This is a genomic window from Streptomyces sp. NPDC030296 (assembly GCF_055572815.1).
This window is the reverse complement of the sequence record NZ_JBVICQ010000009.1, coordinates 296,799-322,507: the sequence shown is the minus strand read 5'-3', so window position 1 is coordinate 322,507 and position 25,709 is coordinate 296,799. Positions and strand designations below refer to the sequence as shown.

Annotated in this window: 27 protein-coding genes; 14 read left to right on the top strand and 13 right to left on the bottom strand. The window is 72.0% G+C overall.

Annotated elements, in window-relative coordinates:
- The first annotated feature begins 36 nt into the window (after positions 1–36).
- Complete coding sequence (locus ACZ4Z3_RS26660; protein ID WP_468503373.1) at positions 37–570, top strand: GNAT family N-acetyltransferase; 534 nt, start codon at positions 37–39, stop codon at positions 568–570.
- A gap of 51 nt (positions 571–621) precedes the next feature.
- Here the strand turns inward: ACZ4Z3_RS26660 and mraY are convergent, their stop codons facing one another.
- Positions 622–1,689 carry a phospho-N-acetylmuramoyl-pentapeptide-transferase gene (gene mraY, locus ACZ4Z3_RS26655; protein WP_468503372.1) on the bottom strand — a complete coding sequence of 356 codons (1,068 nt, stop codon included), beginning with the start codon at positions 1,687–1,689 and terminating at the stop codon, positions 622–624.
- Between the two features lie 321 nt (positions 1,690–2,010).
- Here mraY and ACZ4Z3_RS26650 point away from each other — a divergent pair, with 321 nt between their 5' ends.
- On the top strand, positions 2,011–2,511 hold the full coding sequence (locus ACZ4Z3_RS26650) for a hypothetical protein (protein WP_468503371.1): 501 nt from the start codon (positions 2,011–2,013) through the stop codon (positions 2,509–2,511).
- Positions 2,512–2,580: 69 nt separating this feature from the next.
- Here the strand turns inward: ACZ4Z3_RS26650 and ACZ4Z3_RS26645 are convergent, their stop codons facing one another.
- From ACZ4Z3_RS26645 to ACZ4Z3_RS26635, 3 genes are all read right to left on the bottom strand, one after another.
- Entirely contained in the window at positions 2,581–3,549 is a 969-nt protein-coding gene (locus ACZ4Z3_RS26645) for an aldo/keto reductase (protein WP_468503370.1), read from the bottom strand.
- 52 nt (positions 3,550–3,601) lie between these two features.
- A complete protein-coding gene (locus ACZ4Z3_RS26640) occupies positions 3,602–4,918 on the bottom strand; it encodes an MFS transporter (RefSeq protein ID WP_468503369.1) in 1,317 nt (438 codons plus the stop codon).
- Between the two features lie 148 nt (positions 4,919–5,066).
- Complete coding sequence (locus tag ACZ4Z3_RS26635; RefSeq protein WP_468503368.1) at positions 5,067–5,672, bottom strand: LysE/ArgO family amino acid transporter; 606 nt, start codon at positions 5,670–5,672, stop codon at positions 5,067–5,069.
- A gap of 78 nt (positions 5,673–5,750) precedes the next feature.
- Between ACZ4Z3_RS26635 and ACZ4Z3_RS26630 the strand changes: the two genes are divergently transcribed.
- Positions 5,751–6,662 carry a LysR family transcriptional regulator ArgP gene (locus ACZ4Z3_RS26630; protein WP_468503367.1) on the top strand — a complete coding sequence of 304 codons (912 nt, stop codon included), beginning with the start codon at positions 5,751–5,753 and terminating at the stop codon, positions 6,660–6,662.
- Between the two features lie 21 nt (positions 6,663–6,683).
- On the opposite strand, the gene ACZ4Z3_RS26625 is transcribed toward ACZ4Z3_RS26630, so the two are convergent.
- Positions 6,684–7,355 carry an NUDIX domain-containing protein gene (locus tag ACZ4Z3_RS26625; protein WP_468503366.1) on the bottom strand — a complete coding sequence of 224 codons (672 nt, stop codon included), beginning with the start codon at positions 7,353–7,355 and terminating at the stop codon, positions 6,684–6,686.
- Between the two features lie 101 nt (positions 7,356–7,456).
- On the opposite strand from ACZ4Z3_RS26625, the gene ACZ4Z3_RS26620 reads away from it, so the two are divergent.
- A complete protein-coding gene (locus ACZ4Z3_RS26620) occupies positions 7,457–8,131 on the top strand; it encodes an AIM24 family protein (RefSeq protein WP_468503365.1) in 675 nt (224 codons plus the stop codon).
- A 109-nt stretch (positions 8,132–8,240) separates the two neighbouring features.
- On the top strand, positions 8,241–8,867 hold the full coding sequence (locus ACZ4Z3_RS26615; protein WP_468503364.1) for an alpha-ketoglutarate-dependent dioxygenase AlkB: 627 nt from the start codon (positions 8,241–8,243) through the stop codon (positions 8,865–8,867).
- Between the two features lie 41 nt (positions 8,868–8,908).
- Here the strand turns inward: ACZ4Z3_RS26615 and ACZ4Z3_RS26610 are convergent, their stop codons facing one another.
- Positions 8,909–10,147, bottom strand: coding sequence for an FAD-dependent monooxygenase (locus ACZ4Z3_RS26610; protein WP_468503363.1), 1,239 nt, complete (start codon positions 10,145–10,147; stop codon positions 8,909–8,911).
- Between the two features lie 337 nt (positions 10,148–10,484).
- On the opposite strand from ACZ4Z3_RS26610, the gene melC1 reads away from it, so the two are divergent.
- Both melC1 and melC2 read left to right on the top strand, forming a co-directional pair.
- Complete coding sequence (gene melC1 / locus ACZ4Z3_RS26605; RefSeq protein ID WP_468503362.1) at positions 10,485–10,847, top strand: apotyrosinase chaperone MelC1; 363 nt, start codon at positions 10,485–10,487, stop codon at positions 10,845–10,847.
- A gap of 52 nt (positions 10,848–10,899) precedes the next feature.
- Positions 10,900–11,727, top strand: a complete 828-nt coding sequence (melC2, locus tag ACZ4Z3_RS26600) for a tyrosinase MelC2 (protein WP_468503361.1) — start codon at positions 10,900–10,902, stop codon at positions 11,725–11,727.
- Between the two features lie 4 nt (positions 11,728–11,731).
- Here melC2 and ACZ4Z3_RS26595 read toward each other — a convergent pair whose 3' ends face one another.
- Complete coding sequence (locus ACZ4Z3_RS26595) at positions 11,732–12,454, bottom strand: ribonuclease H family protein (RefSeq protein ID WP_468503360.1); 723 nt, start codon at positions 12,452–12,454, stop codon at positions 11,732–11,734.
- 64 nt (positions 12,455–12,518) lie between these two features.
- Positions 12,519–13,325: a VOC family protein gene (locus ACZ4Z3_RS26590; protein ID WP_468503359.1), complete on the bottom strand. Its 807-nt coding sequence runs from the start codon at positions 13,323–13,325 to the stop codon at positions 12,519–12,521.
- A 206-nt stretch (positions 13,326–13,531) separates the two neighbouring features.
- Here ACZ4Z3_RS26590 and ACZ4Z3_RS26585 point away from each other — a divergent pair, with 206 nt between their 5' ends.
- From ACZ4Z3_RS26585 to ACZ4Z3_RS26575, 3 genes are all read left to right on the top strand, one after another.
- The gene (locus ACZ4Z3_RS26585) at positions 13,532–13,969 is read left to right on the top strand and encodes a hypothetical protein (protein WP_468503358.1); all 438 of its coding nucleotides are present in this window, start codon (positions 13,532–13,534) and stop codon (positions 13,967–13,969) included.
- An 83-nt stretch (positions 13,970–14,052) separates the two neighbouring features.
- Positions 14,053–14,727, top strand: coding sequence for a DUF3105 domain-containing protein (locus ACZ4Z3_RS26580; protein ID WP_468503357.1), 675 nt, complete (start codon positions 14,053–14,055; stop codon positions 14,725–14,727).
- 122 nt (positions 14,728–14,849) lie between these two features.
- The gene (locus ACZ4Z3_RS26575; RefSeq protein ID WP_468503356.1) at positions 14,850–15,770 is read left to right on the top strand and encodes an SGNH/GDSL hydrolase family protein; all 921 of its coding nucleotides are present in this window, start codon (positions 14,850–14,852) and stop codon (positions 15,768–15,770) included.
- Positions 15,771–15,857: 87 nt separating this feature from the next.
- Here ACZ4Z3_RS26575 and ACZ4Z3_RS26570 read toward each other — a convergent pair whose 3' ends face one another.
- Positions 15,858–16,340, bottom strand: coding sequence for a VOC family protein (locus ACZ4Z3_RS26570; protein ID WP_468503355.1), 483 nt, complete (start codon positions 16,338–16,340; stop codon positions 15,858–15,860).
- 221 nt (positions 16,341–16,561) lie between these two features.
- Between ACZ4Z3_RS26570 and ACZ4Z3_RS26565 the strand changes: the two genes are divergently transcribed.
- Together ACZ4Z3_RS26565 and ACZ4Z3_RS26560 are read left to right on the top strand one after the other, a co-directional pair.
- Positions 16,562–17,218, top strand: a complete 657-nt coding sequence (locus ACZ4Z3_RS26565; protein ID WP_468503354.1) for an ATP-dependent Clp protease proteolytic subunit — start codon at positions 16,562–16,564, stop codon at positions 17,216–17,218.
- Entirely contained in the window at positions 17,218–17,814 is a 597-nt protein-coding gene (locus tag ACZ4Z3_RS26560) for a ClpP family protease (protein WP_468503353.1), read from the top strand. The genes ACZ4Z3_RS26565 and ACZ4Z3_RS26560 overlap by 1 nt, the downstream gene beginning before the upstream one ends.
- A gap of 98 nt (positions 17,815–17,912) precedes the next feature.
- Here the strand turns inward: ACZ4Z3_RS26560 and ACZ4Z3_RS26555 are convergent, their stop codons facing one another.
- Positions 17,913–18,413, bottom strand: a complete 501-nt coding sequence (locus tag ACZ4Z3_RS26555) for a helix-turn-helix domain-containing protein (RefSeq protein WP_468503352.1) — start codon at positions 18,411–18,413, stop codon at positions 17,913–17,915.
- Between the two features lie 249 nt (positions 18,414–18,662).
- Here ACZ4Z3_RS26555 and ACZ4Z3_RS26550 point away from each other — a divergent pair, with 249 nt between their 5' ends.
- Positions 18,663–20,132, top strand: a complete 1,470-nt coding sequence (locus ACZ4Z3_RS26550; RefSeq protein ID WP_468503351.1) for an esterase — start codon at positions 18,663–18,665, stop codon at positions 20,130–20,132.
- A gap of 59 nt (positions 20,133–20,191) precedes the next feature.
- Here the strand turns inward: ACZ4Z3_RS26550 and ACZ4Z3_RS26545 are convergent, their stop codons facing one another.
- Positions 20,192–21,532, bottom strand: coding sequence for a DUF6777 domain-containing protein (locus tag ACZ4Z3_RS26545; RefSeq protein ID WP_468503350.1), 1,341 nt, complete (start codon positions 21,530–21,532; stop codon positions 20,192–20,194).
- A gap of 163 nt (positions 21,533–21,695) precedes the next feature.
- Here ACZ4Z3_RS26545 and ACZ4Z3_RS26540 point away from each other — a divergent pair, with 163 nt between their 5' ends.
- Positions 21,696–22,970 (top strand): streptophobe family protein, encoded by a 1,275-nt coding sequence (locus ACZ4Z3_RS26540; RefSeq protein WP_468503349.1) that lies wholly within the window; start codon positions 21,696–21,698, stop codon positions 22,968–22,970.
- Positions 22,971–23,076: 106 nt separating this feature from the next.
- Here ACZ4Z3_RS26540 and ACZ4Z3_RS26535 read toward each other — a convergent pair whose 3' ends face one another.
- Positions 23,077–24,378 (bottom strand): MFS transporter, encoded by a 1,302-nt coding sequence (locus ACZ4Z3_RS26535; protein ID WP_468503348.1) that lies wholly within the window; start codon positions 24,376–24,378, stop codon positions 23,077–23,079.
- The gene (locus tag ACZ4Z3_RS26530) at positions 24,375–25,565 is read right to left on the bottom strand and encodes a PLP-dependent cysteine synthase family protein (RefSeq protein WP_468503347.1); all 1,191 of its coding nucleotides are present in this window, start codon (positions 25,563–25,565) and stop codon (positions 24,375–24,377) included. Before ACZ4Z3_RS26530 ends, ACZ4Z3_RS26535 begins: the two co-directional genes overlap by 4 nt.
- Positions 25,566–25,709 lie beyond the last annotated feature (144 nt).

The following is a 25,709-nucleotide window of genomic DNA, read 5'->3' as shown; positions in this document are numbered from 1 at the left end:
TCGCGGCACGACCCGAGATCACATTAGCTTGCCCCCATGTCCGAACTGCGAACCGAGCGACTCCTGTTGCGCGCGTGGCGGGAGTCCGACCGCGCCCCCTGGGCGGCCATGAACGCCGATCCCGAGGTGCGCGCGTACTTTCCGGCGCTGCTCACGACCGAGCAGAGCGACGCGTCCGTCGCCCGGTTCCAGGCCGATCTCGATCGGCGGGGCTGGGGATGGTGGGCCGTGGAGGTGCGGGCCACCGGGGAGTTCATCGGGTTCACCGGGCTGGATCCGGTGGAGGACGACATGCCGTTCACCGGTGTGGAGGCGGGCTGGCGCCTGGCGCGCACGGCCTGGGGGCACGGCTATGCCACGGAGGCGGCCCGTGCCGCCGTGGACTTCGGCTTCCGGCGTCTCGACCTCGACGAGATCCTCGCGGTGACGGTGGCCACCAACCTCCGTTCGCGGGCGGTGATGCGCCGCATCGGCATGACCCATGACCCGGCCGACGACTTCGACGACCCGAGCATGCCGGAAGGTCCGCTGCGCCGCAGCGTGGTCCACCGGATCGGGCGGGCAGCGTAACGGCCGGGCGGCCGACGGGACTTCGCCGCACCCCGGCCGATCAGCGGGCGATCAGCCGGCCGCCCAGCCCGTGTAGAAGAGGCCGAGGCCGACGATCACGCAGATGCCCTGGATGGTCCAGAAGCGGACGACGACCAGGACCTCGGACCAGCCCTTGAGTTCGAAGTGGTGTTGCAGCGGGGCCATCCGGAAGACCCGCCGGCCGGTCAGCTTGAACGAACCGACCTGGATGATCACGGACAGGGTGATCAGGACGAAGAGTCCGCCGAGCACCACGAGCAGCAGCTCGGTGCGGGAGCAGATGGCGAGGCCCGCGAGCGCGCCGCCGAGGGCGAGCGACCCGGTGTCGCCCATGAAGATCTTGGCGGGTGAGGTGTTCCACCACAGGAACCCGAAGCAGGCGCCCATCAGCGCGGCGGCCACGACGGCCAGGTCGAGCGGATCGCGGACTTCTATGCAGGAGGCGGGGTCGGTGAGTTCCATGGCGTTGGCGCAGGAGTTCTGGAACTGCCACAGACCGATGAAGGTGTAGCCGCCGAAGACCATGACGGACGCGCCGGTGGCCAGTCCGTCCAGTCCGTCGGTGAGGTTCACGCCGTTCGACATGGCGAGGATCATGAACAGTGCCCAGACGACGAACAGGACCGGCCCGATGGTCCAGCCGAAGTCCGTGACGAAGGACAGCTTGAGCGAGGCGGGCGTCTGGCCCCGCTCGTCCGCGAACCGGATGGCCAGCACGGCGAAGACGATGCCGACGATCAGCTGGCCGGCCATCTTCGCCCCGGCCCGCAGCCCCAGCGAACGCCGCTTGACGATCTTGATGTAGTCGTCGAGGAAGCCGACGACGCCCATGCCCGCCATCAGGAACAGCACCAGGACACCGGGGTAGGTGGGGCTCTCACCGGTGAGGATCTTGGTCAGGGCGTACGCGACCAGGGTGGCCAGGATGAAGGCGATGCCGCCCATGGTCGGGGTGCCGCGCTTGCTGGCGTGCTCGCGGGGGCCGTCGTCGCGGATGTACTGGCCGTATCCCTTGCGGGCCAGCAGCTTGATCAGCAGGGGTGTGCCGATGAGCGTCAGGAACAGGCCTATGGCCCCGGCGTACAGGATCTGGTTCATGGGTCGGCGGTCTCCCCCTCGGCCTCACTCTGGTCGGCGACCGCCTCGTCGGACTCGCGGGCTGTCACGGACGACACCCTATGCCGACACTCGATCTTCGCCTGACGGCGGGTAGTTGACCACCGGGGCGGGCCCTCGCAGGCCGTCGCCACGGGCTGCGCCGAGGGCCGGCGACCGGGGACGGGGTCGGCCGACCGAACGGGGTGAACCTCCGTCAGCCGACGCGACCCGCCCCGGCGGGTGTGCTCCGGTGTGAACCGCCGTCAGTGCTCGGCGGCATCGGCTTGGGGCGCCGGTCGTGGAGCTGAGAGACTGCGCTCCATGGCCTCGCTCACTCCCGCTCGCGCCCTGCTGATGCTGACCACCGGGCTGACCTGTCTGCTCATGGCGGGCGGCGCCCTCATCGGCGCGCTGCTCGGCGGTGGCCTCGTCGCCCTGGGCGCGGCGGTGTGCGCGGGTCTCGTGGGCATGGTGGGGGCGCTCATCGTGCGGCGGCGGGCGATGGCGCACTTCGCCATGGCGCAGCGTCAGGCGGGGCAGCGGGGGTACGCCGAGGGGATCGCGCACGGGGTACTCATCCATGTGACCGCGTACGAGGCCGCGGTCTTCCCCCGTACCGGGCCGTTCGGGGTCACCGCCGAGGAGCGTGAGGCCCGGCGCACCATCGCCTACCGGATGGCCGCCCTGGACGAGGTGCCGCAGCGGGTGCGGCTGGCCGCGGCGGACGCCCTCGCCCTGCTGGACAAGACCGACCGGGAGGGGGCCGAGGAGGCGCTGACCCGGCTCGCCACGACCGTGCGCCAGGAGTACACCCGGCCCTGACCCACCCTGCGGGGGGCGTCCGCGCACCGACCGTCGATCGGTTCGCGTGCGGACGCCCGCGGGTGGGGCTCAGTGCCCGCTGATCGCGCGGGGCGTGTAGGGCCCCTCCAACTCCTCGATCTCCTTCTCGGTGAGGGTGATGTCGAGGGCGGCCACCGCGTCGTCGAGATGGTGGGGCTTGGTGGCGCCGACGATGGGGGCGGTGACGGTGGGCCGGCCCAGCAGCCAGGCGAGGGCGATCCGGGCGCGGGGGACGCCGCGCTCGCCGGCGATCCGGGTGACCGCGTCGACGATCTCACGGTCGCCCTCCTGGTAGAGGGTGCGGCCGAAGTCGTCGGCCTCGGTACGTTCGGTGACGGTGCCCCAGTCGCGGGTGAGACGGCCGCGGGCGAGCGGGCTCCAGGGCAGCGTGGCCACGTCCTGGTCCTCGCACAGTGGCAGCATCTCCCGCTCCTCCTCGCGGTAGAGGAGGTTGTAGTGGTTCTGCATGGACACGAACCGTGTCCAGCCGTTCGTCCGGGCCGTGTACTGCATCTTCGAGAACTGCCACGCGTACATCGAACTCGCCCCGATGTAGCGGGCCTTGCCCGCCTTCACCACGTCGTGCAGGGCCTCCATCGTCTCCTCGACCGGGGTGTTCGGGTCGAAGCGGTGGATCTGGTACAGGTCCACGTAGTCGGTGCCGAGGCGGCGCAGGCTGTTGTCGATCTCCGTCATGATCGCCTTGCGGGACAGGCCCCAGGCGTTGGGGCCCTGGTGCATGGCGCCGTTGACCTTGGTGGCGATCACGATCTCGTCGCGCCGCGCGAACTCGGCGAGGGCGCTGCCGACGATCTCCTCGCTGGTGCCGTCGGAGTAGACGTTCGCCGTGTCGAAGAAGTTGAGCCCGGCGTCCAGCGCCCGACGGATCAGCGGGCGGGACGCCTCCTCGTCCAGCGTCCACTCGTGCGTGCCTCGCTCGGGGAGCCCGAAACTCATGCATCCCACGCAGATCCGGGACACGTCCAGACCCGTCGAACCGAGCTTCACGTACTCCATCGTCAGTACTCCTGCCTGTGGGGTGTGCGCCTGATGGGCAGCGTACGCAGGATCAAAGGCGTTCCTCCCCCGATATCCGGTGGCGCCGCAGGGCCGGGGTGACCGTCGCGAGGAGCAGTACGGCGGCGACGACCAGCAGGCCGCCGCCCGCCACGGCCGTACGGGCGCCGAAGGCCGAACCGGCGGTGCCGTGCAGGACGTCGGCGAGGCGGGGGCCGCCGGCCACGACCACGGTGAAGACGCCCTGCATGCGGCCGCGCATCTCGTCGGTGGCGGCGGACAGCAGGATGGCGCCGCGGAACACCATGGACACCATGTCCGCGACACCGGCGGCGACGAGGAAGGCCACGGCGACCCACAGGCTGGTGCTCAGCCCGAAGCCGGTGATGGCCGCGCCCCAGGCCAGGACGGCGAGGATCACCATCAGTCCGTGCCGGGACGAACGGGAGAAGGTGCCGGACGTCAGCCCGCCGAGGACGGCCCCGATCGGGATGGCGGCGAACAGCAGGCCGAGGGCCAGCCCTTCGCCGTAGGGGGCGTACGTGGTGTCGGCGAGTTGCGGGAACAGGGCGCGGGGCATACCGAGGACCATCGCGATGATGTCGGCGAGGAACGACAGCAGCAGCACCTTGTGCAGGGCGACGTAGCGGAAACCGGCGGCGACCTCCCGCCAGCCGGCGCGCCGCGTGGTGGCGGAGTCCAGGGGCGGCAGGGCGGGCAGCCTGTAGACCGCCCACAGGGTGACGCACAGGGCGAGGGCGTCGATCAGATACAACTCGGCCAGGCCCATCACCGGGATGAGAGCGCCGGCGAGCAACGGGCCCGCCACCAGGCCGAGTTGCATCACGGTCGAGCCGAGGGCGGCCGCGGCGGCCAGTTCACCGGCGGGGACGAGACGGGCGATGGAGGCGTTGCGGGCGGGTGAGTTGAGGCCGAAGAACGCCTGCTGGACGGCGAGGAGCACCATCAGCACCCACACCGAGCCGAGCCCGGCGACGGCTTGGACCCAGAACAGCACCGACGTGACGGCGATCCCGGTGTTGGTGAGCAGGAGCAGGGTGCGGCGGTCCACGCTGTCGGCGACGGCACCTCCCCACAGTGCGAAGATCACCATGGGGAGGAGTCCGGCGAGGCTCGCGTAGCCGACCCAGGCCGAGGAGCCGGTGATGTCGTAGATCTGCTTGGGCACGGCGACGGCGGTCAGCTGGCTGCCGACCGCCGTGACGACGGTGGACGACCACAGACGCCGGTAGGCGGGGCGGCGCAGCGGGCGGGTGTCCATCGCGAAGCGGCGCCAGCCGCCGCGGGGCGCGGCCCCGGAGTCGCCCTCCGGGGTGGTGTCGTCGTCGGTGCTCTTGGTGGTGTCCACGCGTATCCCGTTGCTCGATACATCTTTTGATCGGGACCACTATCGCGGAGATCACCACCGCCGGGACAGCCGGTTTCGCGGCCGTCTCACATGCTGTCGTCGCGGCTCCGCCCACCGGTGCCGCCGCCGCTGAGCGCCGCTCCCCCGCTCACGCCCCCACGATCAGCATGCCGCCGAGGACGAGCATGGTGACGGCGACCAGGCCGTCCAGGGCGCGCCATGCCTCGGGGCGGGACAGGTAGCGGCTGAGGAGTCGGGCACCGAACCCGAGGGCGGCGAACCAGCACAGGCTCGCCAGGGCCGCGCCGATGCCGAAGGTCCAGCGCAGGGGGCCGCGGTCGGCGGCGATGGAGCCGACCAGGAAGACGGTGTCGAGGTAGACGTGGGGGTTCAGCCAGGTCAGCGCCAGACAGGTGAGGACGGCCCGGCGCACCGAGCCGGCCGTTCCGCTGCCGGCCCGCAGGGCTTCCCCGGCGGGCTTGAGCGCGCGTCGCGCGGCGAGGATGCCGTACACGATGAGGAAGCCGCCGCCGACGAGGGCGACCGCGGTCAGAACGGCCGGCCAGGCGACGACCACGGCGCCGACCCCGGCGACGCCGAGCGCGATCAGCACCGCGTCGGACAGGGCGCAGATCGTCACGACCGGGAGCACCGCGTCCCGGTGCAGTCCTTGGCGCAGGACGAAGGCGTTCTGGGCGCCGATGGCGACGATGAGGGAGAGGCCGGTGCCGAATCCGGCGCTGAGGGCGGTCATTTCGCTGATCACAGGGTCGACGCTAGGAAACCGGGCGCCATTCGTACAGCTAAGGATTCTTACGTATCATTAGCTCTCGTGATGTCTCAGCTTCCGCTCGATCTCGTCCGGACCCTGCTGGCCGTGGTGGACGAGGGCACGTTCGACGCCGCGGCCGGCGCGCTGCATGTGACGCCGTCGGCGGTCAGCCAGCGGGTCAAGGCCCTGGAGCAGCGTGTGGGCCGGGTCCTGCTGATCCGGGAGAAGCCGGTACGGCCCACCGAGTCGGGCGAGGTGATCGTGCGGTTCGCCCGCCAGCTGTCCCGGCTGGAGCACGACGCGCAGGCCGCGCTCGGCATGACGGGCGCCGGGGAGGCGACCCGGGTGTCGATCGCGGTGAACGCGGACTCGCTGGCCACCTGGTTCCTGCCCGCTCTGACCCGGGTGCCGGAGGAGCTGCGGCCCTGCTACGAGCTGCTGCGCGAGGACGAGCAGCACACGGCCCGGCTGCTGCGCGAGGGGCTGGTGATGGCCGCGGTCACCTCGGCGCCGGACGCCGTGGCCGGCTGCTCCGTGCGGGCCCTCGGGCGGATGCGGTACCTGCCCGTCGCGGCTCCGGCCTTCGCCGGACGGTGGTTCGGCGTCGGATCGGAGGTGCCGCTGGAGGAGGCGATCGTCGACGCGCCGGTGGTGTTCTTCGACCGGCGGGACGAGTTCCAGGACGCCTTCGTACGGCGGCTGACCGGGGGTCGCCCGGCCTCGGCGCGACGACACTACGTGCCGACGTCGGAGGGTTTCGTCGACGCGGTGGTCGGCGGGATGGGCTGGGGGATGGTGCCCGCCACCCAGGCGGAGCCGCTGCTCGCGGCGGGACGGCTGGTCGGCCTGGCCCCGGAGCGGGCCATGGACGCCCCGCTGTTCTGGCAGCAGTGGAAGCTGGACTCCCCGGCGCTGACCGCGGTGGCGGAGGCGGTCGCCGCCGAGGCGGCCGAGGCGCTGGAGGGCGCCTGACGGCCACGGCGTCGTGGGGGATCACCTCTTGAACGGGCCCTCCAGCGCCGCCCATTGCAGCAGCATGATGGTCTTGGCGTCGGCGATCTCCCCGCTGCGGATCATCTCCAGGGCGCGCCGGAAGGGCAGTTCGACGAGCTCGATGTCCTCGCCCTCCTCGTGCAGGCCGCCGCCCTCGTGGGTGCGGGACGAGGGGCTGTACGGGGCTGCGAAGAAGCTGATCCGCTCGGTGACGGAGCCGGGGCTCATGTACACGTCGAAGACGTGCTGGATGTCGCCGATCGTGTGCCCGGTCTCCTCGACGACCTCACGGCGCACGGCGATCTCGGGCTGCTCGTCCTCCTCGTCGAGCAGACCGCCCGGCGTCTCCACGAGCATGCCGTCGGTGTGGCCGTTGACGTACACGGGGTAACGGAACTGGCGGGTGAGGAGGACGGTTTCACGTGCGGTGTCGTAGAGCAGGACGGTGGCGCCGTTGCCCCGGTCGTGCGTCTCGCGTTCCTGGGTGGTCCAGGTGCCGTCGGCGTGCTGGAAGTCGAAGGTGGTGGTGCGCTCCACGTACCAGTGGCAGGACAGCAGCTTCACGTCCCGCACCTTGACCCGCGGGTTGCCGGTGAGGCCGAGGCCCGTGCGGTCGAGTCCGGTGCGGCCCCGCCGGTCGGGGATGTCGACGCCGACGTTCTTGTTGGTCATGCCCGCTTTTACCATTCCGCTCCGAACGGTGTCAGGCGCCTCAGTCCCCCTGCTCCGCGAGTCGCTTGGCGGAATTCGGGGCTCCGGGCCAGCATGCCGGTATGAAGAGCGATCTTTTCTCCAACGAGCACATGGTCCAGCCGGCGTACGCGCCGGGGATGAGTGTGCAGAACGCCAAGTCCATCAAGTACACCGTCAACGGTGAGATGCTCGCGCGGCAGGGCGCGATGATCGCCTTCCGGGGGAACCTGCAGTTCGAACGCAAGGGTCAGGGCGTGGGCGGCATGCTCAAGCGCGCCGTCACCGGGGAGGGCCTGCCGCTGATGGCGGTGCGGGGTCAGGGTGAGGCCTGGTTCGCGCACGAGGCGCAGAACTGCTTCATCGTCGACATCGAGCCGGGCGATGTCTTCACCGTCAACGGGCGCAACGTGCTGTGTTTCGACGCCACGCTGTCGTACGAGATCAAGACGGTGAAGGGCGCCGGCATGACCGGGGGCGGGCTGTTCAACAGTGTGTTCACCGGCCAGGGCAAGCTGGGGCTCGTCTGCGACGGCAACCCGCTCGTCATCCCGGTCTCGCCGCAGCTCCCGGTGTTCGTCGACACGGACGCGGTGGTCGGCTGGACGGCCCACCTGCACACGTCGCTGCACCGGTCGCAGTCGTTCGGCTCGATGATCCGCGGTGGCTCCGGGGAGGCCGTGCAGCTGAAGCTGGAGGGCGAGGGATTCGTGGTCGTACGGCCGAGCGAGGTGACGGCGCAGACCCAGCAGCACTGACCGAAGCGGGGAGGGGGCCGGGCCATCCGGGCGGGGAGGGGGCCGGGCCACTCGGGCGGCGCCCGCCCGTGATCGAACACGTTTTCTATTGCCGAGGTAGGCTGCTGGTATGGCCATGCACCTCCAGGGCTCCCTCTTCGACCAGTCCGACGACCTCCGCCTCGGCCCCCTCGACGGGCTGAGCCGGCGCGAGCTGGGCGCGGGGGCGTGGGTCGATCTGCTGCCGGGATGGCTCACCGGCGCCGACGCGCTGTTCACTCGGCTCGCCGAGGAGGTGCCCTGGCGGGCCGAGCGGCGGCAGATGTACGAGCAGGTCGTCGACGTACCCCGGCTGCTCGCCTTCTACGGCGTCGACGACCCGCTGCCGCACCCCGTCCTGGAGGAGGCCCGGGACATCCTCTCCGCGCACTACGCCGAGGAGCTGGGCGAGCCGTTCGCCACGGCGGGGCTGTGCTACTACCGCGACGGCCGGGACAGCGTGGCCTGGCACGGCGACCGGATCGGGCGGGGCGCCCGCGAGGACACGATGGTGGCCATCCTGTCCGTGGGCGACCCCCGCGATCTGGCCCTGCGGCCGCACGGCGGCGGGGAGGCCCTGCGCTTCCCGCTGGGCCACGGCGACCTGATCGTGATGGGCGGCTCCTGCCAGCGCACCTGGGACCACGCGATCCCGAAGTCGACCCGAGCGGTGGGGCCACGCATCAGCGTCCAGTTCCGGCCGCAGGGTGTGCACTAGGAGGCGTGCACGACCCAGGCATGGCCGCATGCGCGCTCCCGTCACCGGTGGGACCCCTGGCGGGCGGTCTCCTCCCGGGTCGCGAGCGCGCGGGACTGGGAGGTGCGGGCCAGTTTGGGGCCCAGCCAGCGCTTGAGGCGGCGCAACGCCTCCAGTCGGCCGGCGGCGCGGTCGAGGCGGTAGTAGAGCTGCGGCGGTACGTACGGCAGCAGCGGGGAGTGCCGCTGGCCGAGCAGGGCGAACATCTGCTCCGGGGGGAGGTGGATGTAGCGCGGCAGGTTCTCGTACCACTGGGCGCTGTAGCGGGCCGCGCTCTGGAGCCGGAGGAGGTCGGCCTTGCGCCGGCGCTCGTACGCGGCGAGCGCGGCCTCCTTGTCCGGCCGCGCCCCGAGCTCCCGAGCCAGGCAGATGGCGTCCTCCAGGGCGAGGGTGGTGCCCGCGCCGATGGAGTAGTGGGTGGTGTGGGCGGCGTCGCCGAGCAGGACGATGTCGCCGTGGCGCCAGGTGCGATTGGTCAGGGTGCGGAAGGTGAGCCACTGGGCGGCGCCGTCGCCCTTCTCCCGGCCGATCAGCGGGTGCCCGTCGAGGATGTCGGCGAAGATCTTCTCCAACTGGGCCAGGCCGTCCGCCTCGCCCATGCCGTCCAGACCGAGGCCGGCGAGCGTCTGGGGGGAGCACTCGATCACGCAGGTGCTCTGCTCACCGCTGAACGGGTAGCCGTAAGCCCAGATCCATCCGTGGTGGGTCTCCTGGAACGAGAACGTGAACGAGTCGAAGACCTTGGTGGTGCCCAGCCAGATGTAGGCGTTGCGGCCGAGGGCGATGTCGCTGCCGAACCGATCGGCGTACCGCTCGCGCACCGCGCTGTTGACGCCGTCGCCCGCCACCACGAGGTCGGCGTCGGGCAGGTCGTCGGCGGTGACCTCGTGCTCGTACTCCACGCGCACCCCTAGGCACCGGGCGCGTTCGGCGAGCAGTTCGAGCAGTCGGTGCCGGCCGATGCCGAAGCCCTGGTCGCCGGGCTGGACCGTCGTGCGGTCGCGGACGTGGGCCACCCCGCTGGTCCAGCTGACGGAGTTCTCGCTGATGGCTCGGGCCGTCTCGGGGTCTCCTTCGCGGAGCTTGTCCAGTAGCTCGGACCAGTAGGTCACGCCCCAGCCGTAGGTGGATCCGGCGGGGTTCCGTTCATGGACGGTGATGTCGTGGGACGGGTCCTGACGCTTCATCAGGATCGAGAAGTACAGGCCTGCGGGTCCGCCGCCGACGCACGCGATCTTCACGCACACTCCCATTTCGCTGCGCAAAGCGATCAATTGACCACGAAGAGTAGCAGCGTGGGGTGACCATCCGGGTTCGCGTCACTTTGTGGGCGTGACCCCGGCCACGACGATCACCCCGCCGCCGCAAGATCATCGGCGACGGGCGCCCCACCGGGCGGAATATCCCCCTCCGCGCGCACTCAAGGCCCCCTCGCAACAAGATCATCTTAGTTCAAGCTTGTACGACATGTACTTAATTGTCCGGATCGGAGCCAACCGACTTTGCGTGATTTCTCCGGTGATCCACTCGGTCGATAGGCATGACGGGTCAACGCAATCCCCCCAGGAGGTATCCGCCATGCCTGCAATCACCCGTCGTGATGTCCTCGGAGCCGGAGCCGCCGTCGCGGTGGCCGTGACGGCCGGCGTCTCCGCCCCGGCCGCGGTCGCCTACGACCACGACCACCACGGCGGGCCCGACGCCTTCGACGAGGTCTACCGGGGGCGCCGGATACAGGGCAGGGCGACCGCGGGCGGCGGTCACCACCACGGCGCCGGCTACGCCGTGTACGTCGACGGGGTCGAGCTGCACGTGATGCGGAACGCCGACGGCAGCTGGATCAGCGTCGTCAGCCACTACTCCCCCGTGCCGACCCCGCGCGCCGCCGCGCGCGCCGCGGTCGACGAACTCCAGGGCGCCCGTCTCGTCCCCTTCAACTGACCGCATCCGCACCACCACGAGCACCATCAGCACCACGAGGAGCCGCGCACCCATGACCATACGCAAGAACCAGGCCGCCCTGACCGCCGACGAGAAGCGACGCCTCGTCGCCGCGCTGATCGAGCTGAAGCGCTCCGGCCGCTACGACGCCTTCGTCACGACGCACAACGCGTTCATCCTCGGCGACACCGACAACGGCGAGCGGACGGGCCACCGCTCGCCGTCCTTCCTGCCCTGGCACCGCAGATTCCTGCTGGAGTTCGAGCGGGCCCTGCAGTCCGTGGACCCGACGGTCGCCCTGCCCTACTGGGACTGGACGACGGACCGCACACCGCGTGCGTCGCTCTGGGCGCCGGACTTCCTCGGCGGCACCGGCCGCAGCCGTGACGGACAGGTGATGGACGGGCCGTTCGCCGCGTCCACCGGGAACTGGCCGATCAATGTGCGCATCGACGGGCGCACCTTTCTGCGCCGCGCCCTCGGGAGCGCGGTGCGGCAGCTGCCGACGCGGGCCGAGGTGGAGTCCGTCCTCGCGATGCCGACGTACGACATGGCGCCCTGGAACAGCGCGTCGGACGGGTTCCGCAACCATCTGGAGGGCTGGCGGGGCGTCAACCTCCACAACCGCGTGCACGTCTGGGTGGGCGGCCAGATGGGGACCGGGGTCTCCCCCAACGACCCGGTCTTCTGGATGCACCACGCCTACATCGACAAGCTGTGGGCGGAGTGGCAGCGCCGCCACCCGGGCTCGGCGTACCTGCCGACGGCCGGCACCCCGAACGTGGTGGATCTCGACGAGACCATGAAGCCGTGGAACGACACGACCCCGGCCGCGCTGCTCGACCACACCCCGCACTACACGTTCGACAAGGTCGGCTGACCGGCTAGCCGGCTTCGGGCCGCTCCGCCGTACGGCACTCCGGATGGCCCCAGCCCTGGTCGTTCTTGGCGATGGACTCGCCTGCGGCATAGGAGCGGCCGCACACGCAGCGGCCGGGGAACTTCGCCTTGATCGTGCGCGACGAGGACGAGGATGCCCCGGCCCTGCCGCCGGTCTTGCCGGGCCTCTTCTTCGCCGGGGCCCGGCGGGCGGGGGCCGTGTCCGGTGCGGCCGGGGGCTCCGGGGAGCCCAGTGCGCTGCCGGCGGGCTCCTGGACGGTGGCCGCCTGGCTCGCCGCCCGGTCGGCGAAGTCGTTGAGGCGGTCGCCGTCGACCTGGTGGGCGGGGACGTAGCGGAACTCGACCGTGCGGCCGGCGAGCAGCTCGTCGATGCGGACGACCAGCTCCTGGTTGGCGACCGGCTTGCCGGCGGCGGTCCGCCAGCCGTTGCGCTTCCAGCCGGGCAGCCAGGTGGTGACCGCCTTCATCGCGTACTGGGAGTCCATCCGGATCTCCATCGCGACATCCGGGTCGGTGGCGGCCAACAGCCGCTCCAGCGCCGTCAGTTCGGCGATGTTGTTGGTGGCCCTGCCCAGCGGTCCGGCCTCCCAGCGGGAGGGGACCTCGTCGTCCTCGGCCACCACCCAGGCCCAGCCCGCTGGTCCGGGGTTTCCCTTGGACGCTCCGTCACAGGCGGCCACAACACGTTCCGGCATGGCGTCGATCATGCCATGCGCGGGGGTGCGGTCCGGTCCACGGGCCCCGCTCCCCCGCCCCTGCCGTGCGGTCGTCTCAGTCCACGGCGCTCAGCTTCGGCATCTCGCCCTGGGTGTTGGTGACGTCGATCACCGAGAACGAGGCGCCCTGCGGGTCGCTGAGCGCCGCGAAGCGGCCGAAGGGGGTGTCCATCGGGCCGAAGCGGAGGACGCCGCCCAGCTTGGTGGCCTTGGCGACCGCGTCGTCGCAGTCGGCGACGGTGAAGTAGACGTTGATGTACGACGGGACCTCGGGCGGGAAGTCGTCGGTCATCTTCATCCGGCCGATCAGCGGCTCCTCCCCCAGGTCGAAGACCCTGAAGTCCATGTCGGGTTCGTCGGGGGCCTCCATCTGCCGGGCCCGGTAGCCGAAGACCGCCGGGAAGAAGGCGTCGGACTTCTCCACGTCGCGGGTGAAGATCTCGGCCCAGGCGTAGGCGCCGGGCACGCCCATCGCCTCGAAGCCCTCGTGGAGGCCCGCCTGCCAGACGCCGAACACGACGCCCTCCGGAGAGCGGGCGAGGAGCATGGAGCCGAAGTCGCCGACCTGCATCGGCTCCATCAGCAGTTCGCCGCCGTGTTCGCGGATCCGGGCACCGGTGGCGTGCACGTCGGAGGAGGCGAAGTACAGGCACCAGGCGGACTGGCCCTCCTGGCCGGGCATCGGCGGGACCACCGCGGCCACCGCCTTGCCGTCCGCGTACGCCTGGGTGTAGTTGCCGTACTCGGAGGACGCCTCGCCGAACGTCCAGCCCAGTACGTCGCCGTAGAAACTCTTGGCCCCCTCGATGTCGCCGAACATCGCGTCGACCCAGCAGGGGACTCCCTCGGGACGTGCGGCCATGGCTGCCACTCTCCTCGGTTCGACAGGTGGTTTCCGCGGGTCTCACGCTAGCCAGGGGCCGCTCGGCTCGCGCGCCGAACGGGTCGGACCGCATGAAATCGCTCCGCCGGGGAGCGGGAGCACCGGGGCGGAACCACGGCTGTGGGTCTTCTGATAATTTCGGCGACGCTCGCACTCCTGTTCACTCGACTCCTCAGGTGCGCCCCATGTCCGGCCGACCGTTCCGACGTACGGCGATGCCGTGCGCCCGCGACCGGTGGGCGTACGCCGTGGTCGTCGTCTCGCTGGCGCTGGCCGCGTTCGTGCTGTCCTGTGTGGGCTCGCCTCCCGGTGAGGAGTGGCGGAGGGCCGGTCCCCCGTTCACCGGGCCGGTGTTCTCCGGCGCGGCGACGGCCGCAGCGTCCGTCGTGGCGGCGCGGGCCGACCACGCGGAGCACGACCCGTGCGAAGAGGGTCCCGGACACGACTGCCACTCGTCCGACCCGTGGGCCGTTCTCGGCCACGCGCCCCTGCCGGGCGCCGACCACAGCACCGTGCCCTGGCAGGCCGCCGCCGGGCCCGCCGTGTCGGCGCTCGACCCGGTCCGGGCGCCCGGCCGGGCCCGCCCGCCCGACCTCCACGTCCTGCAGTTGCTCCGGGTCTAGGCCGCCGCACCGCACCCGAGACACCGAAGACGACTCGCAGCACCGCCTGCCCGGGGAGGGCACGGCGGGGAGAGGGACATCCCGTGGCTACATCGAAGGCGAAGGCCGGCAAGAACCCCAAGGGCAACAAGGAGAGCGGCAAGAGCAGGGAGGCGGCGCGCCGCGCCCGCGTCGAGGAGATACGCAAGGCCGAGCAGGCCCGGGAGCGGCGGATGCGTCTGCTCACGCTCGGCGTCACCACGGTGATCCTCGCCGGGCTCGTCGGCGGCGGCTGGTTCCTGATCGACGCCGCGCAGGACAAGGAAGAGGCGAAGGCCGCGCCGGTCGACGGCGTCAAGAGCTGGTCGAAGCTCACCCAGAACCACGTCAACGGGACGGTCGACTACAAGATGAGCCCGCCGGTGGGCGGTGACCACAACCAGGTGTGGGTGAACTGCGACAAGCAGGTGTACACCAAGCCCGTGCCGAACGAGAACGCGGTGCACGGGCTGGAGCACGGCGCGGTGTGGGTGACGTACAACGACAAGGCGGCGAAGGCGGACGTCGAGTCGCTGTCCGACCTCGTGAAGAAGACGTCGTACACCTTCATGAGCCCGTACGCGGACCAGTCGTCGCCGATCGTGCTGAGCGCCTGGGAGCACCAGCTGAAGGTGGACAAGGCGTCCGATCCGCGGGTGCAGAAGTTCCTCGACAAGTACGTGCAGGGCGAGCAGACGCCGGAACCGGGTGCCGCGTGCTCGGGCGGTATGACGCCGTGAGGTGAGCGTCCGGGGGGCGTCCGGTCGGTCCGGACGCCCTCGTGGCCGGTGAAGGGCTTCCGCCTTGTGCCGGGCTGTGCTTGCCTGGTGAGCCGTTTCGGTGGCCGGGGCGGGAGTCGCGCATGCGCAAGCCGTGGAAGGTGGGAGTGGCGGGGGCGGTGCTGTCCGCGCTGCTGCTCGGCGGGTGCGGGGATCCGCAGTCGCCCCCGGACGAGGCGCCCCCGGCGCCCTCGGCCCCGGACGCGTCGACGACCACACGGCAGCGGGCGGCCACCGCCTCCCCGGGCACGCCCGCCGCGGGGCCCGCGCCCGAGGTGCTGTACCTCGGGGACTCGATCGCCACGGAGAACCAGAAGATCCTCGGCGAGATGCTGAAGGACGAACTGGACGCCCGGTACACGGCCGTCCCCTACTCCGGTACGACGCTGTGCGACTACCTGGAGGGCACCGCCGACCGGTCGCTCGTGCCGGCCGCGGACAAGGCGGCGGCGCTGGTGCGACGGCTGCGCCCGGACTACGTGGTGCTGCAGTTCTGGGGCAACGCGTGGGACTACACGCCGTGCATGGACGGCGTCACCTACGGCGGGGACCGCGCCGAGTACTTCTCCCGGTACGCGGCCGCGGCCGAGCGCCTCACCGACCAGATCGCGGGGGCGGGCGGCACGCGTCGGCCGACCATCGTGTGGGTGCTCCAGGGGCCGGACCCGATGACCCCGGACCGGGTCCGCCGGGTGAACGCGCTCTACGAGAAGCAGGCCCGGGCCTCCGGTGACCTCGTCGCCGACGCGGGCAAGGCCGTGAGCCCGCCGTCCGGGCGGTACACATGGGCGCAGTACCTGCCGTGCACCGCCTACGAGCGCGCGCACGACGGCTACTGCACCCAGCCGGACCGGGGCCGCACGGCCGTCCACCACGACAAGGACCTGCTGCACTTCTGCCTGGCCCCGACGACGTCGAAGCCGCGGCCGTGTCCGGTGCGCTCACCCGGGGTCACGCGCATGGCCCGGGAGATCACCCGGGCCATCGCCGAGGCGCGGTCCTAGCCCGGCCGCCGGCTGGTCCGGACCCGGGTTGGTCCGGACCCAGGCGGGTCCGCCGCTCGGGCGGGTCGGCCGCTCAGGCGCCGGTCGCTACTCGCCCGCGTACGCCTTCTCCAGGGCGGCGATGTCCAGCTTGCCCATCGACAGCATCGCCGCGTTCGCCCGGGACGCCCGCTGCGGATCGGGGTCGCTGATCATCTCCATGAGCCGGCTGGGGATCACCTGCCAGGACACCCCGAACCTGTCCTTGAGCCATCCGCAGGGACCCGGCTCGCCGCCGCCCTCGGTCAGCTTGCTCCAGTAGTGGTCGACCTCGTCCTGGTCCGCGCAGAAGATCTGGAAGGAGATGGCCTCGGTGAACTTGTACATGGGGCCGCCGTTCAGGGCGAGGAACCGCTGACCGTTGGCCACGAACTCGACGGCGAGGACACTGCCGGCCGGGAGCGGCGCGCCCTCGGGGGCGTGGGTGACCCGGCCCAGCCGGGAGTTCTTGAAGATCGAGACGTAGTGGGCGGCCGCTTCCTCGGCCTGGCCGTCGAACCACAGACAGGTGGTGAAACCGTCGCTGGACATGTGTGCCTCCTCGGGCGGGATGTGTCGTCACCCCTGTCGACCGATCCTGATGCGGAAACTCATCGGCGGCGCGGGCACGCATCGCGCGGCGCGTCTCGAAACCGGTGCGGCTCTGCTGTCGGCGAATCTGCCGCGGGCAGAGAAAGTCCAGGTGGGAGGCGGTCTCCGGGAAGAGTGGAGGCAGGCGGCCACAGTGGCCGCGCCACTCACCTGGAGGATGCATGGCTCCCCTGATCACCGGTCGGGCCCTGTCGCTCGCCCCGCGCGCGGAGGAGGGCGACACCCCGCCCTCCCGCTTCGACGACCATCTCGCCGCGCAATTGCTCGCGCAGCGGATCGTGTTCCTCGGCACCCAGGTCGACGAGGTCTCCGCCAACCGGGTCTGCGCGCAGTTGCTGCTGCTGTCGGCGGAGGACCCGCGCACCGACATAAGCCTGCACATCAACAGTCCCGGCGGTTCGGTGACGGCGGGGCTCGCCATCTACGACACGATGCGGCTGATCCCGAACGACGTGTCGACCCTCGTCATGGGCTTCGCGGCGAGCATGGGCCAGTTCCTGCTGACGGTGGGCACGCCCGGCAAGCGGTTCGCGCTGCCCAACGCGCGGATCATGATGCACCAGCCGTCGGCGGGCATCGGGGGCACCGCCGCCGACATCGAGATCCAGGCGGAGAACCTGGAGTTCACCAAGCGGGCCATCGAGCGGATCACCGCGGAGCACACCGGCCAGACCCCGGAGACGATCGCCAGGGACGGCGACCGGGACCGCTGGTTCACGGCCGAGCAGGCGAGGGAGTACGGGATGGTCGACCGGGTCGTCGAGTCGCTCGACGACGTCCGCCCGGCCTCGTCCCGGCGACGGATGGGACTGCAGTGATGGTGACCTACACGATTCCGAACGTGGTGGAGCGGACCCCGCAGGGCGAGCGGTCGTACGACGTGTACAGCCGACTGCTGTCGGAGCGGATCATCTTCCTGGGCACGGAGATCGACGACGGGGTGGCGAACGTCGTCATCGCGCAGCTGCTGCATCTGGAGTCGTCGGCGCCGGAGAGCGAGGTCGCGATCTACATCAACTCGCCGGGCGGCTCGTTCACTTCGCTGATGGCGATCTACGACACGATGTCGTTCGTGCGGGCGCCGATCTCGACGGTCTGCGTGGGGCAGGCGGCGTCCACAGCCGCGGTGCTGCTCGCGGGCGGGGATCCGGGGCGGCGGTATGTGCTGGAGCACGCGCGCGTGCTGCTGGGGCAGCCGGCCAGCGGGGGCAGCCGCGGAACGGTGTCGGACCTCGCCCTCCAGGCCAAGGAGATGACGCGGATCCGCGCCCAGGTCGAGGAGGTGCTGGCCCGGCACACCCACCATGACGTGGCGGACCTGCGGGCCGACATGGACCGCGACAAGGTGTTCACGGCGGCGGAGGCGGTGGCGTACGGGCTGGCGGACGAGGTGCTGCGTCGACGGGGGGTGTGAGGGGCGACCGGAAGGGTCATCGTCGGCGTGACTGCCCGCGCGCCCGAGGAGCGCGGGAGCGGGGGCGCGGGGCGGGGGCGGGGGCGGGGGGGGCGCCTTCAGGCCACCAGGCAGAGGCCGTTGTGCGGGGAGCCGGTCGTCGTCGCGCGGCGCGTCGAGGACGTGGAGGTGCGGCGTGTCACCGACGTGGGTGTACGGCGCCTCAGGGAGGTGGTCGTACGGCGCGTCAGTTCGTCCCCGGCCAGGGACAGCAGGTCGCCGAGGCTCAGGCCGAGGGCCTGGGCGGCGGCCGCGAGGACCTCGGAGGACGCCTCCTTGCGGCCGCGCTCCACCTCAGAGAGGTACGGCATGGAGATCCGTGCGGCGTCGGCCACGTCCTTCAGGGTGCGTTCCTGGGCGCGCCGCTCGCGCCGGAGCACGTCGCCGACGAGGTCCCGCCACAGGGGTTCCCGCACGGGCGGGGTGCCGGGGGCGGCGCTCGGTGTCGGGGCGGGGCCGGGGGCCGGGACGGTCCGTTGCTGCTGGGGCGGGCGGGCCGTGGGTGCCGTCGCCGGGCGCAGCGGGATGACGCGGGCTTCGTTCGACGCGTGTTGGCTCACCCGTCCAGCCTAGGAGTCCTGAACGGGACCGGAAGGGCGCGGAGTTCCGCCCTCAGGGAAATCGGGTCGTGTGCCCGGCGAGATCCCGACGCGCCGGCCTCGGCCCTCGACGCCCCGTCCCGGACGGGCCCGTCGGCGCCGTACAACCCTCGCGCCCCACGACGTGTCAAACAGGGCGCCGGACAAGGAACGGGCCCTTTCCGGACACCCCCGCGCTGCCCGGCCGTTTCTTCTTCCAGGGAGCCGCACATGCGCAAGAACCGTTCGGCCGCTCTCGCGGCGGCGACATTCCTGCTCGTCTCGGGGGCCGCGATCGTCGCCGCCCCGTCGGCGTACGCCGGGGTGCCGGGCAGTACGCAGGCCGGCGACCGCAACAGCGACTTCAACGGTGACGGGTACGAGGACGTGCTGGTCGGCGCGCCGGGCGCCACCGTCCGCGGCAAGAGCGGGGCCGGGCTGGTGACCGTGCAGTACGGCTCGGCCAAGGGCATCGGCACGAGCGGTGCGGCCGTGTTCAGCCAGTCGACGGCGGGGGTCGCGGGCGCCGCCGAGGCGGGCGACGGCTTCGGCAAGGCGGTCACGACCGGTGACCTCGACGGCGACGGGTTCGACGACGCGATCGTCGGCATTCCCGGCGAGGACCTCGGCACAGTGAAGGACGCGGGCGGTGTGGCCGTCCTGTGGGGGGCGAAGGCGGGGCTCAGCGGCGCCGCGAGCAGTTGGCTGGAGACCGAGGAGCCCACCGCCGGTGAGCGGTTCGGTCTGGGCCTGGCCGCGGCCCGGTTCACGGCTGAGACCGACGGCGACCTCCTCGCCGTCCTGGACGGGTACGACGTGGAACTCTTCGCGTACGACGCCTCGGAGGCGAGCTCCCTGCGCCGGGAGTCCACGCAGCGGATCGCCGCGCAGGCCGAGCCCCGCCGTATCCAGCCCAAGTCCCTGACCACCGGAGACTACGACAAGAACGGCTTCGCCGACCTCGTCGTGTCGGGCCTGAGCGTGGGTGACGAACCGGGGTACGGCTGGTCCGCCTATCTGTCGGGGAACGCCGACGGTCTGACGTACGAGCGTGACCTGCGCGGCGGCCCGGTGGCGGCCTCCGGCGACCTCAACAAGGACGGTTACGACGACCTGGTCACCGGCGAACCGCACTCCCCGGACGACGCGTACGGCGAGACGATGGCCGGCGGTCTGGTGGGGGTGCGGCTCGGCGGTCCCGACGGGCCCGCGGAGGAGCCGGACTGGTGGGTGCAGGACTCCCCCGGTGTGCCCGGTGTGGCGGAGCCCGGTGACGGCTGGGGCTCGGACCTGTCGGTGGCGGACACCGACGGCGACGGCTACGCGGACGTGGCGATCGGTGCGGCGGGCGAGGACATCGGCACCGTGAAGGACGCGGGCGCCGTGTGGGTGCTGCGCGGCTCGGCGTCCGGGCTGACCTCGTCCGGGGCGAAGTCGTGGGACCAGAACTCGGCTGATGTGCCGGGGGCCGCCGAGAAGGGCGACAAGTGGGGCGCCCAGGTGCGGCTGACCGACCCGAACCGCGACGGCCGCTTCGGGCTGCTGACCGCCGCCCCCGGTGAGAACACCGGCGACGGTCACATCTGGGTGTTCTCCGCGGGTACGGGCGGCGTCACGGCCTCCGGGTCGTGGACGTACGACGCCGGTTCCCTCGGGGCGCCGCACGTGGACGCGCAGTTCGGGGCCGCGATCGACGAGTGAGCGTCAGGGGTCGCGTCCCCGGGTGGGCCTCCCGCGCGGTCACGGGAGACCGGGACCGGTCAGGTGCCGTTCGACTGGGGCGCGCTGAAGAGGGGCGCGGACTCGCTCGTCGTGCCGCCGTCCGGTGGGGTGTTGTCCGTCTCGGGGGTCTGCGGCTGGGGCTGCGGAGGTGCGGAGGTCGAGCTCTCCGGTTCCGACGGGGACGACGGAGCCGACGAGGACGGGCTCGCCGAGGACGACGACGGGCAGGGGCTGGCGGTCCCGTCGCGCTTGCCGCCGGTCGACGTGGACGGGCACGGTTCGGGCGACTTGGTCGGCGGTGTCTCGGAGAACGAGGTCGACGCCGAGGGGGACGGCTGGTCGACCGGCGGGTTGGACTTCTTGTCCTTGTCGCCGGTGTCGCCGGACTGGCGGCTGAACCAGTCGTCGCGCTCGGGGTCGTACAGGATGAACACGTTGATGACCACGGTCGAGCTCTCGACGACCACGACGTTCTGCGGCCGGTACGACGGCCAGGTGTCGCCCTTGGGCTCGGGGGTGGTCTTCAGCGCGACCGGCGGGCGCAGCGGGTTGCCGCAGGCGCAGCGCACGCGGGGCACGCCCCGGTTGTCGACGAGGACGGCGGTGCCCGCCTGGAGGACGGCCTGGTAGGCGGTGGCGGCGCCGTCGCGGTAGCCGTGGTTGGTGACGCGGGTGTCCATGCGCAGCTGCACGGGGGTGAGCGAGCGCAGGTAGCCGGGCACGCCGGACGCCTGGACGCCGGCGACGGCGGCGAACGCCTCGTTCTTGGCGGGTACCGCCTGGAGGTACTCGATCTGCTTCTCGACGTCGCAGCTGGCGGTGTTGCGGGTGCCGCCGTAGAGGCCGGGGGCCGACCCGTCCACGGCGCGGGTGACGTTGGCGGGCTCCGACGGGGTCGGTGAGGCCGAGGGGCTCTGCGGGACGGAGCTGTCGGTCGCCGTCGACTTGGTGAACGGGTCGGGTCCCGACTTGCCCGCGGCCTGGAGGAAGACCTCTCCGTCGCCGTCGCCGCCGGAGCCGCCGGTGCGGGTGAGGACGACGGCCAGGACCACGGCGACGACGGCCGCGGTGGCGATGAGGGCGATGCGGGGAGCGGACCGCCACCAGGGGTGCCCCCGTTGGCCGGGTCCCGGTACGGAGTCGCCCGAGCCCCCGCCCGGGCCGCCGGGACCACCCGGTCCCCCTGGGCCGCCGCCACCGGTCCCGCCCGGACCGCCACCGGTTCCGCCGGCGCCCGAGGCATCGCCGGGACGTTCCGGTGGCACCTGACCGCCGGGCCACGTCGGCCCGGTGGAGGGCGGGCCGGGCTGCGGCGGCCCGGACAGGGGGCCGGAGGGGGGGCCGGTCGGGCGGCCGGAGGAGGGTTGTTCGGCGCTCACGGGTCTTCTCCCGCCGTAGGGATTCCGCGGCTTTTCTGTCTTTTGATGCCGCTTTGTTGCACGACAGGCCCATTGTGTGCTCTGGTCCGGCTCTGCCCGCAAGCCGAGCGGTCACCGTCCGTCCGGCGCGCGGAGTGACCTCGCCGTGCTTAGCGTGGCAAGGGTGAGTCCTCAGACCTTGCGTTCTCCGCGGACGGTGCCCGAGCGGGCGACCGCCCGGCACGGCTGGCTCCAGGCCCTCGGCACGGTCCTCGCCGGGCTGGTCGTGATGGTGGTGGTGGCCGCGCTCGGTCTGTGGGCGGCGGGCGCGACGGACCTGCCGGACGGCGCGTTCCCGCGAGTGGTCGCGGCCACCGTGGTGACGGCGGTCGGCGGCACCATCGAGCTCTCCGGCGGCGCCGGGGCCATCGCCGAGACGCAGGCCGGACTGACCGTGCTCCCGCTGTCGGTGACCCTCGCGGGGGCGCTGGTGATCGCCGCGGGGTTCCTGCGGCCGCTGCGGCACCGCGCGGTCGCGGGGGCGACCGAACTCGCCGGCTGGGCCGTACGGATCGCCGTGCTGTGGCTCGCGGCGCTCATCGGTGTCTCGCTCGGCGCGCGGCAGACGTTCGACATCCCCCTCGGCGACGTGGGGGACTTCTTCGGCACGTCGGCCGACGTGGGCTTCGAGACGGACATCGCGTCCACCGTCTTCTTCGGGCTGCTGTGGCTCGCCGGGATCCTCGTGCTGGCGCTGCTGGTCTCCCGTGCGGCCCCGCTCCCACCGCGGCTGCTGCGGTTCCAGGAGTCGGTGCGCCCGGCGGCGTACGCCATGGTGGTGCTGCTGCTGGCGTACGTGGCACTCGGCGTCGTCATCGGGATCGTGGTGGCCGCGACACGGGGGCATGCCGCCGAGACGGCCGCGGTCATCCTGCTGGGTCTGCCGAACATCGTGTGGCTGACCTTCACGATCGGGCTGGGCGCCACCTGGGACGGGCAGGTCGAGGGACCCTTCGGGCTGCCGATGCCGCAGGTGCTGGACCAGGTGCTGCGCGGTCCCGACGTCTCCGAGCTGAACCTCGGCTCCCTCGCCGAGTACGACGAACGGGTGTGGTGGCTGGTGGTGGTCGACGCCGTGCTGCTGCTGGTCGCCGCGTTCGTGATGGCGGCCCGCTCCCCCGCGCGGGTCCGGCTGTGGCAGCACGCGGTGCACATGGCGGTCGCCCTCGTCCTCACCGTCCTGATGATCTGTCTCGTCGCCAGGGTCTTCGCCCACTACGGGCTGTCGGTCATCGGCATCGGCGACCTCGGCGGCGACCTGGGCGGAGAGGTGTATCTACGGCCGCAGGTGTGGTCCGCGCTGGGACTCGCCGCCCTGTGGGGGCTGGTGACGGGTTTCGCGGGCGGGCTGCTGGCGAAGGGCGTCCGGCGGAGGGGAGCGGTCGACGAGCTCGCGTGACGCGGAGGGGGAACTGGTAGGGCGGACGGGGAACTCGTATGAGGCGGAAAGGGAAGGGGCGGGCGCCGTGGGGCGCCCGCCCCTCGTTGTCAGACGTGGGTGTCGGTCAGACCGTCGCCGGCCGGGACGGTTCCGGTGCCGGTGCGGCCAGGCGTCCCGTGCGGTGCAGGCCGTGCACGGCGGCCGCGCAGGCGAGGCCGAGCACGCACAGCGAGATCCACGGCAGCGCGGGCAGACCCGCCTCGCGGGCCGCGTCCAGGGCGGCACCGGTGAGGAGGTTGCCGACCGTGATGCCGATCCCGCAGACCGTGTTGTACAGACCGTAGTGCGTGGCGACGAGCCGGTCCCCGGAGAGGCGGACGATGGTGTCCATCTCGAACGGGTACGCGATCATCGTGCCCACGGCCAGGAGCAGCGCGGCCAGCGCGGGCGGCACGGCCGCCGCCAGCCACCGTCCGACGCCGGGCGCCGGTACCGGCAGAGCGGCGGTCAGCAGCAGGGGCAGGAAGGCGACGCCCATGACCGCCAGACCCCGGGTCAGGGCCTGGCCCGGTTCGTAGCGGGCCTTGCACCATGCGGTGACCCGGGTCTGGCCGAGGATCGTGCTGAGCCCGGAGACCGCGAAGAGCACCGCCACCGCGGCCGTGCCGAACTCGCCGTCCCCGCCGATCCGCCGTACCTCCAGGGGCAGGGCCAGATAGACCTGGAACGTGAGGACGTACGAACCGACCATGGCCACGGAGAACAGCAGGAAGGCCCGGTTGGCGAGAATGCCGCGCCACTGGGTGAGCACGCCCTCCCGGCGGTCGCGGTCCTGTTCCCCGCCGTCCTCCCGGCCGCGGGCGGGCAGGGCTCGGATCTGCACGACGGACAGCACGGCGAAAATGGCCGCCGCCGTCAGACAGGTGACGCGGAAGTCGACGCCGGTGAGGACCATGCCGACCAGCGGGCCCAGCAGTATGCCGGCCTGGTAGAAGACGTTGAACAGGGCGAACGCCTCGACCCTGCGCTCCCCCGCCTCCGCCGCGAGGTAGGCCCGGACGGCGGGGTTGAAGAGGGCACCCGCGAGACCCGTCGCCGCCGAGGCGGCCAGCAGCGCGGGCAGCGAGTCGACGAAGCCGAGCGCGGCGAAGCCGACGGTGCGCAGGACGCATCCGGCGACGATCAGGGGCTTGTAGCCGAGGCGGTCGGCGAGGGTGCCGCCGACCACGAACATGCCCTGCTGGCTGAAGTTCCGTACGCCCAGCACGAGTCCGACGACCCAGCCGGCGAGGCCGAGCGTGCCGGACAGGTGGGCGGCCAGGTACGGCATCAGCATGTAGAAGCCGAGGTTGATGGTGAACTGATTGACCATCAGCAGCTGCACGGCACGGTCGTAGGACCGCACCTGGGCGAGGGTGCCCTTCACTCGGCGGCCCCCTCACGGGTCACGGCGGGGAGGGTGAGGGGGTCGACGACGTCGGTGCAGCGGGTCCAGCGGTCGACCTCCTTCTCGTCCGCGCGCCCGATGACGTCGGGTGCCGTCGGCGGCGGCCCGTCGAGGAGGCCGTGCCGGGCGCAGTACTCGTCGTCGTACACGGTGTCGAGGTAGCGCTGCGGCCCGTCGGGGAAGACCGCCGCGATCCGGGTGTCGGCGGCCTCGGTGCGGGCCACCCAGCCCGCGACCAGCGCCACGGCGCCGACGCTCCAGCCGCCGGTCGCGTAGTGCGAGGCGGCGAGCCGGCGACAGGTGTGCACGGCCTCGTGCGGGGCGACCCAGTGGACCTCGTCGAAGGTGGCGTAGGCGACGTTGCGGGGGTAGATGCTGGAGCCCAGTCCGCGCATCAGCCGGGGGCGGGCGGGCTGGCCGAAGATGGTCGAGCCGATGGTGTCGACGCCGACGATCCTGATGTCCGGGTACAGCTGGCGCAGCACCCGGCCGATGCCCGCGGAGTGGCCGCCGGTGCCGACACTGCACACGAGGACGTCGATGTGCCCCAGTTCGGTGGCGAGTTCGAGGGCGAGCGGGGTGTACGCGGTGGTGTTGTCGGGGTTGTTGTACTGGTCGGGGCACCACGAGCCGGGGTGGCGCCGGAGCAGTTCGGTGACCCGGTCGCGGCGGGCCTGCTGCCAGCCGCCGGTGGGGTGGGGATCGGTGACGATGTCGACCTCGGCGCCGTAGACGCCGAGCAGGCGGGTCATGGACGGTTCGAGTCCCGGGTCGGTGACCAGGGTGACGGGGTGGCCGTGGACCATTCCGGCGAGCGCCAGTCCGAGGCCGAGGGTGCCGCTGGTGGATTCGATGATCCGTGCGCCGGGACGCAACTCGCCGCGGGCACGCGCCCGTTCGACCATGTAGAGGCCGGGCCGGTCCTTGATGCCGCCGGGGTTGAAGCCCTCCAGCTTGGCCCAGAAGCCGTGCCCCGCCGGGGTCAGCGGTTCGGACACGCGCAGGAGGGGCGTGTTGCCGACGAGCGCGGGCAGCGCCGAACCACCGGACGGGGTACGGGACTCGGCGGGGACGCGGGGCGTGTCGGGTGCGGTGGTGGTGAGCGTGGGGCCTCCGGTGCCGGGTGTGGTGGTCGTGCCGGTGGTCGTCTTGGTGATCGACTTCATGTCGTTCGCTCTCGCTGGACGATGAGACGGATGGGTGGTCGTCTCGCGCCGGCCCACGGACGGGCGGACGGATGCGGCCGGTCGGCCGGTCCGCCGTTGGTGGGGTTCGGCGCGGCAGCCGGTGCGGGTCCGACTGCGAGCGAG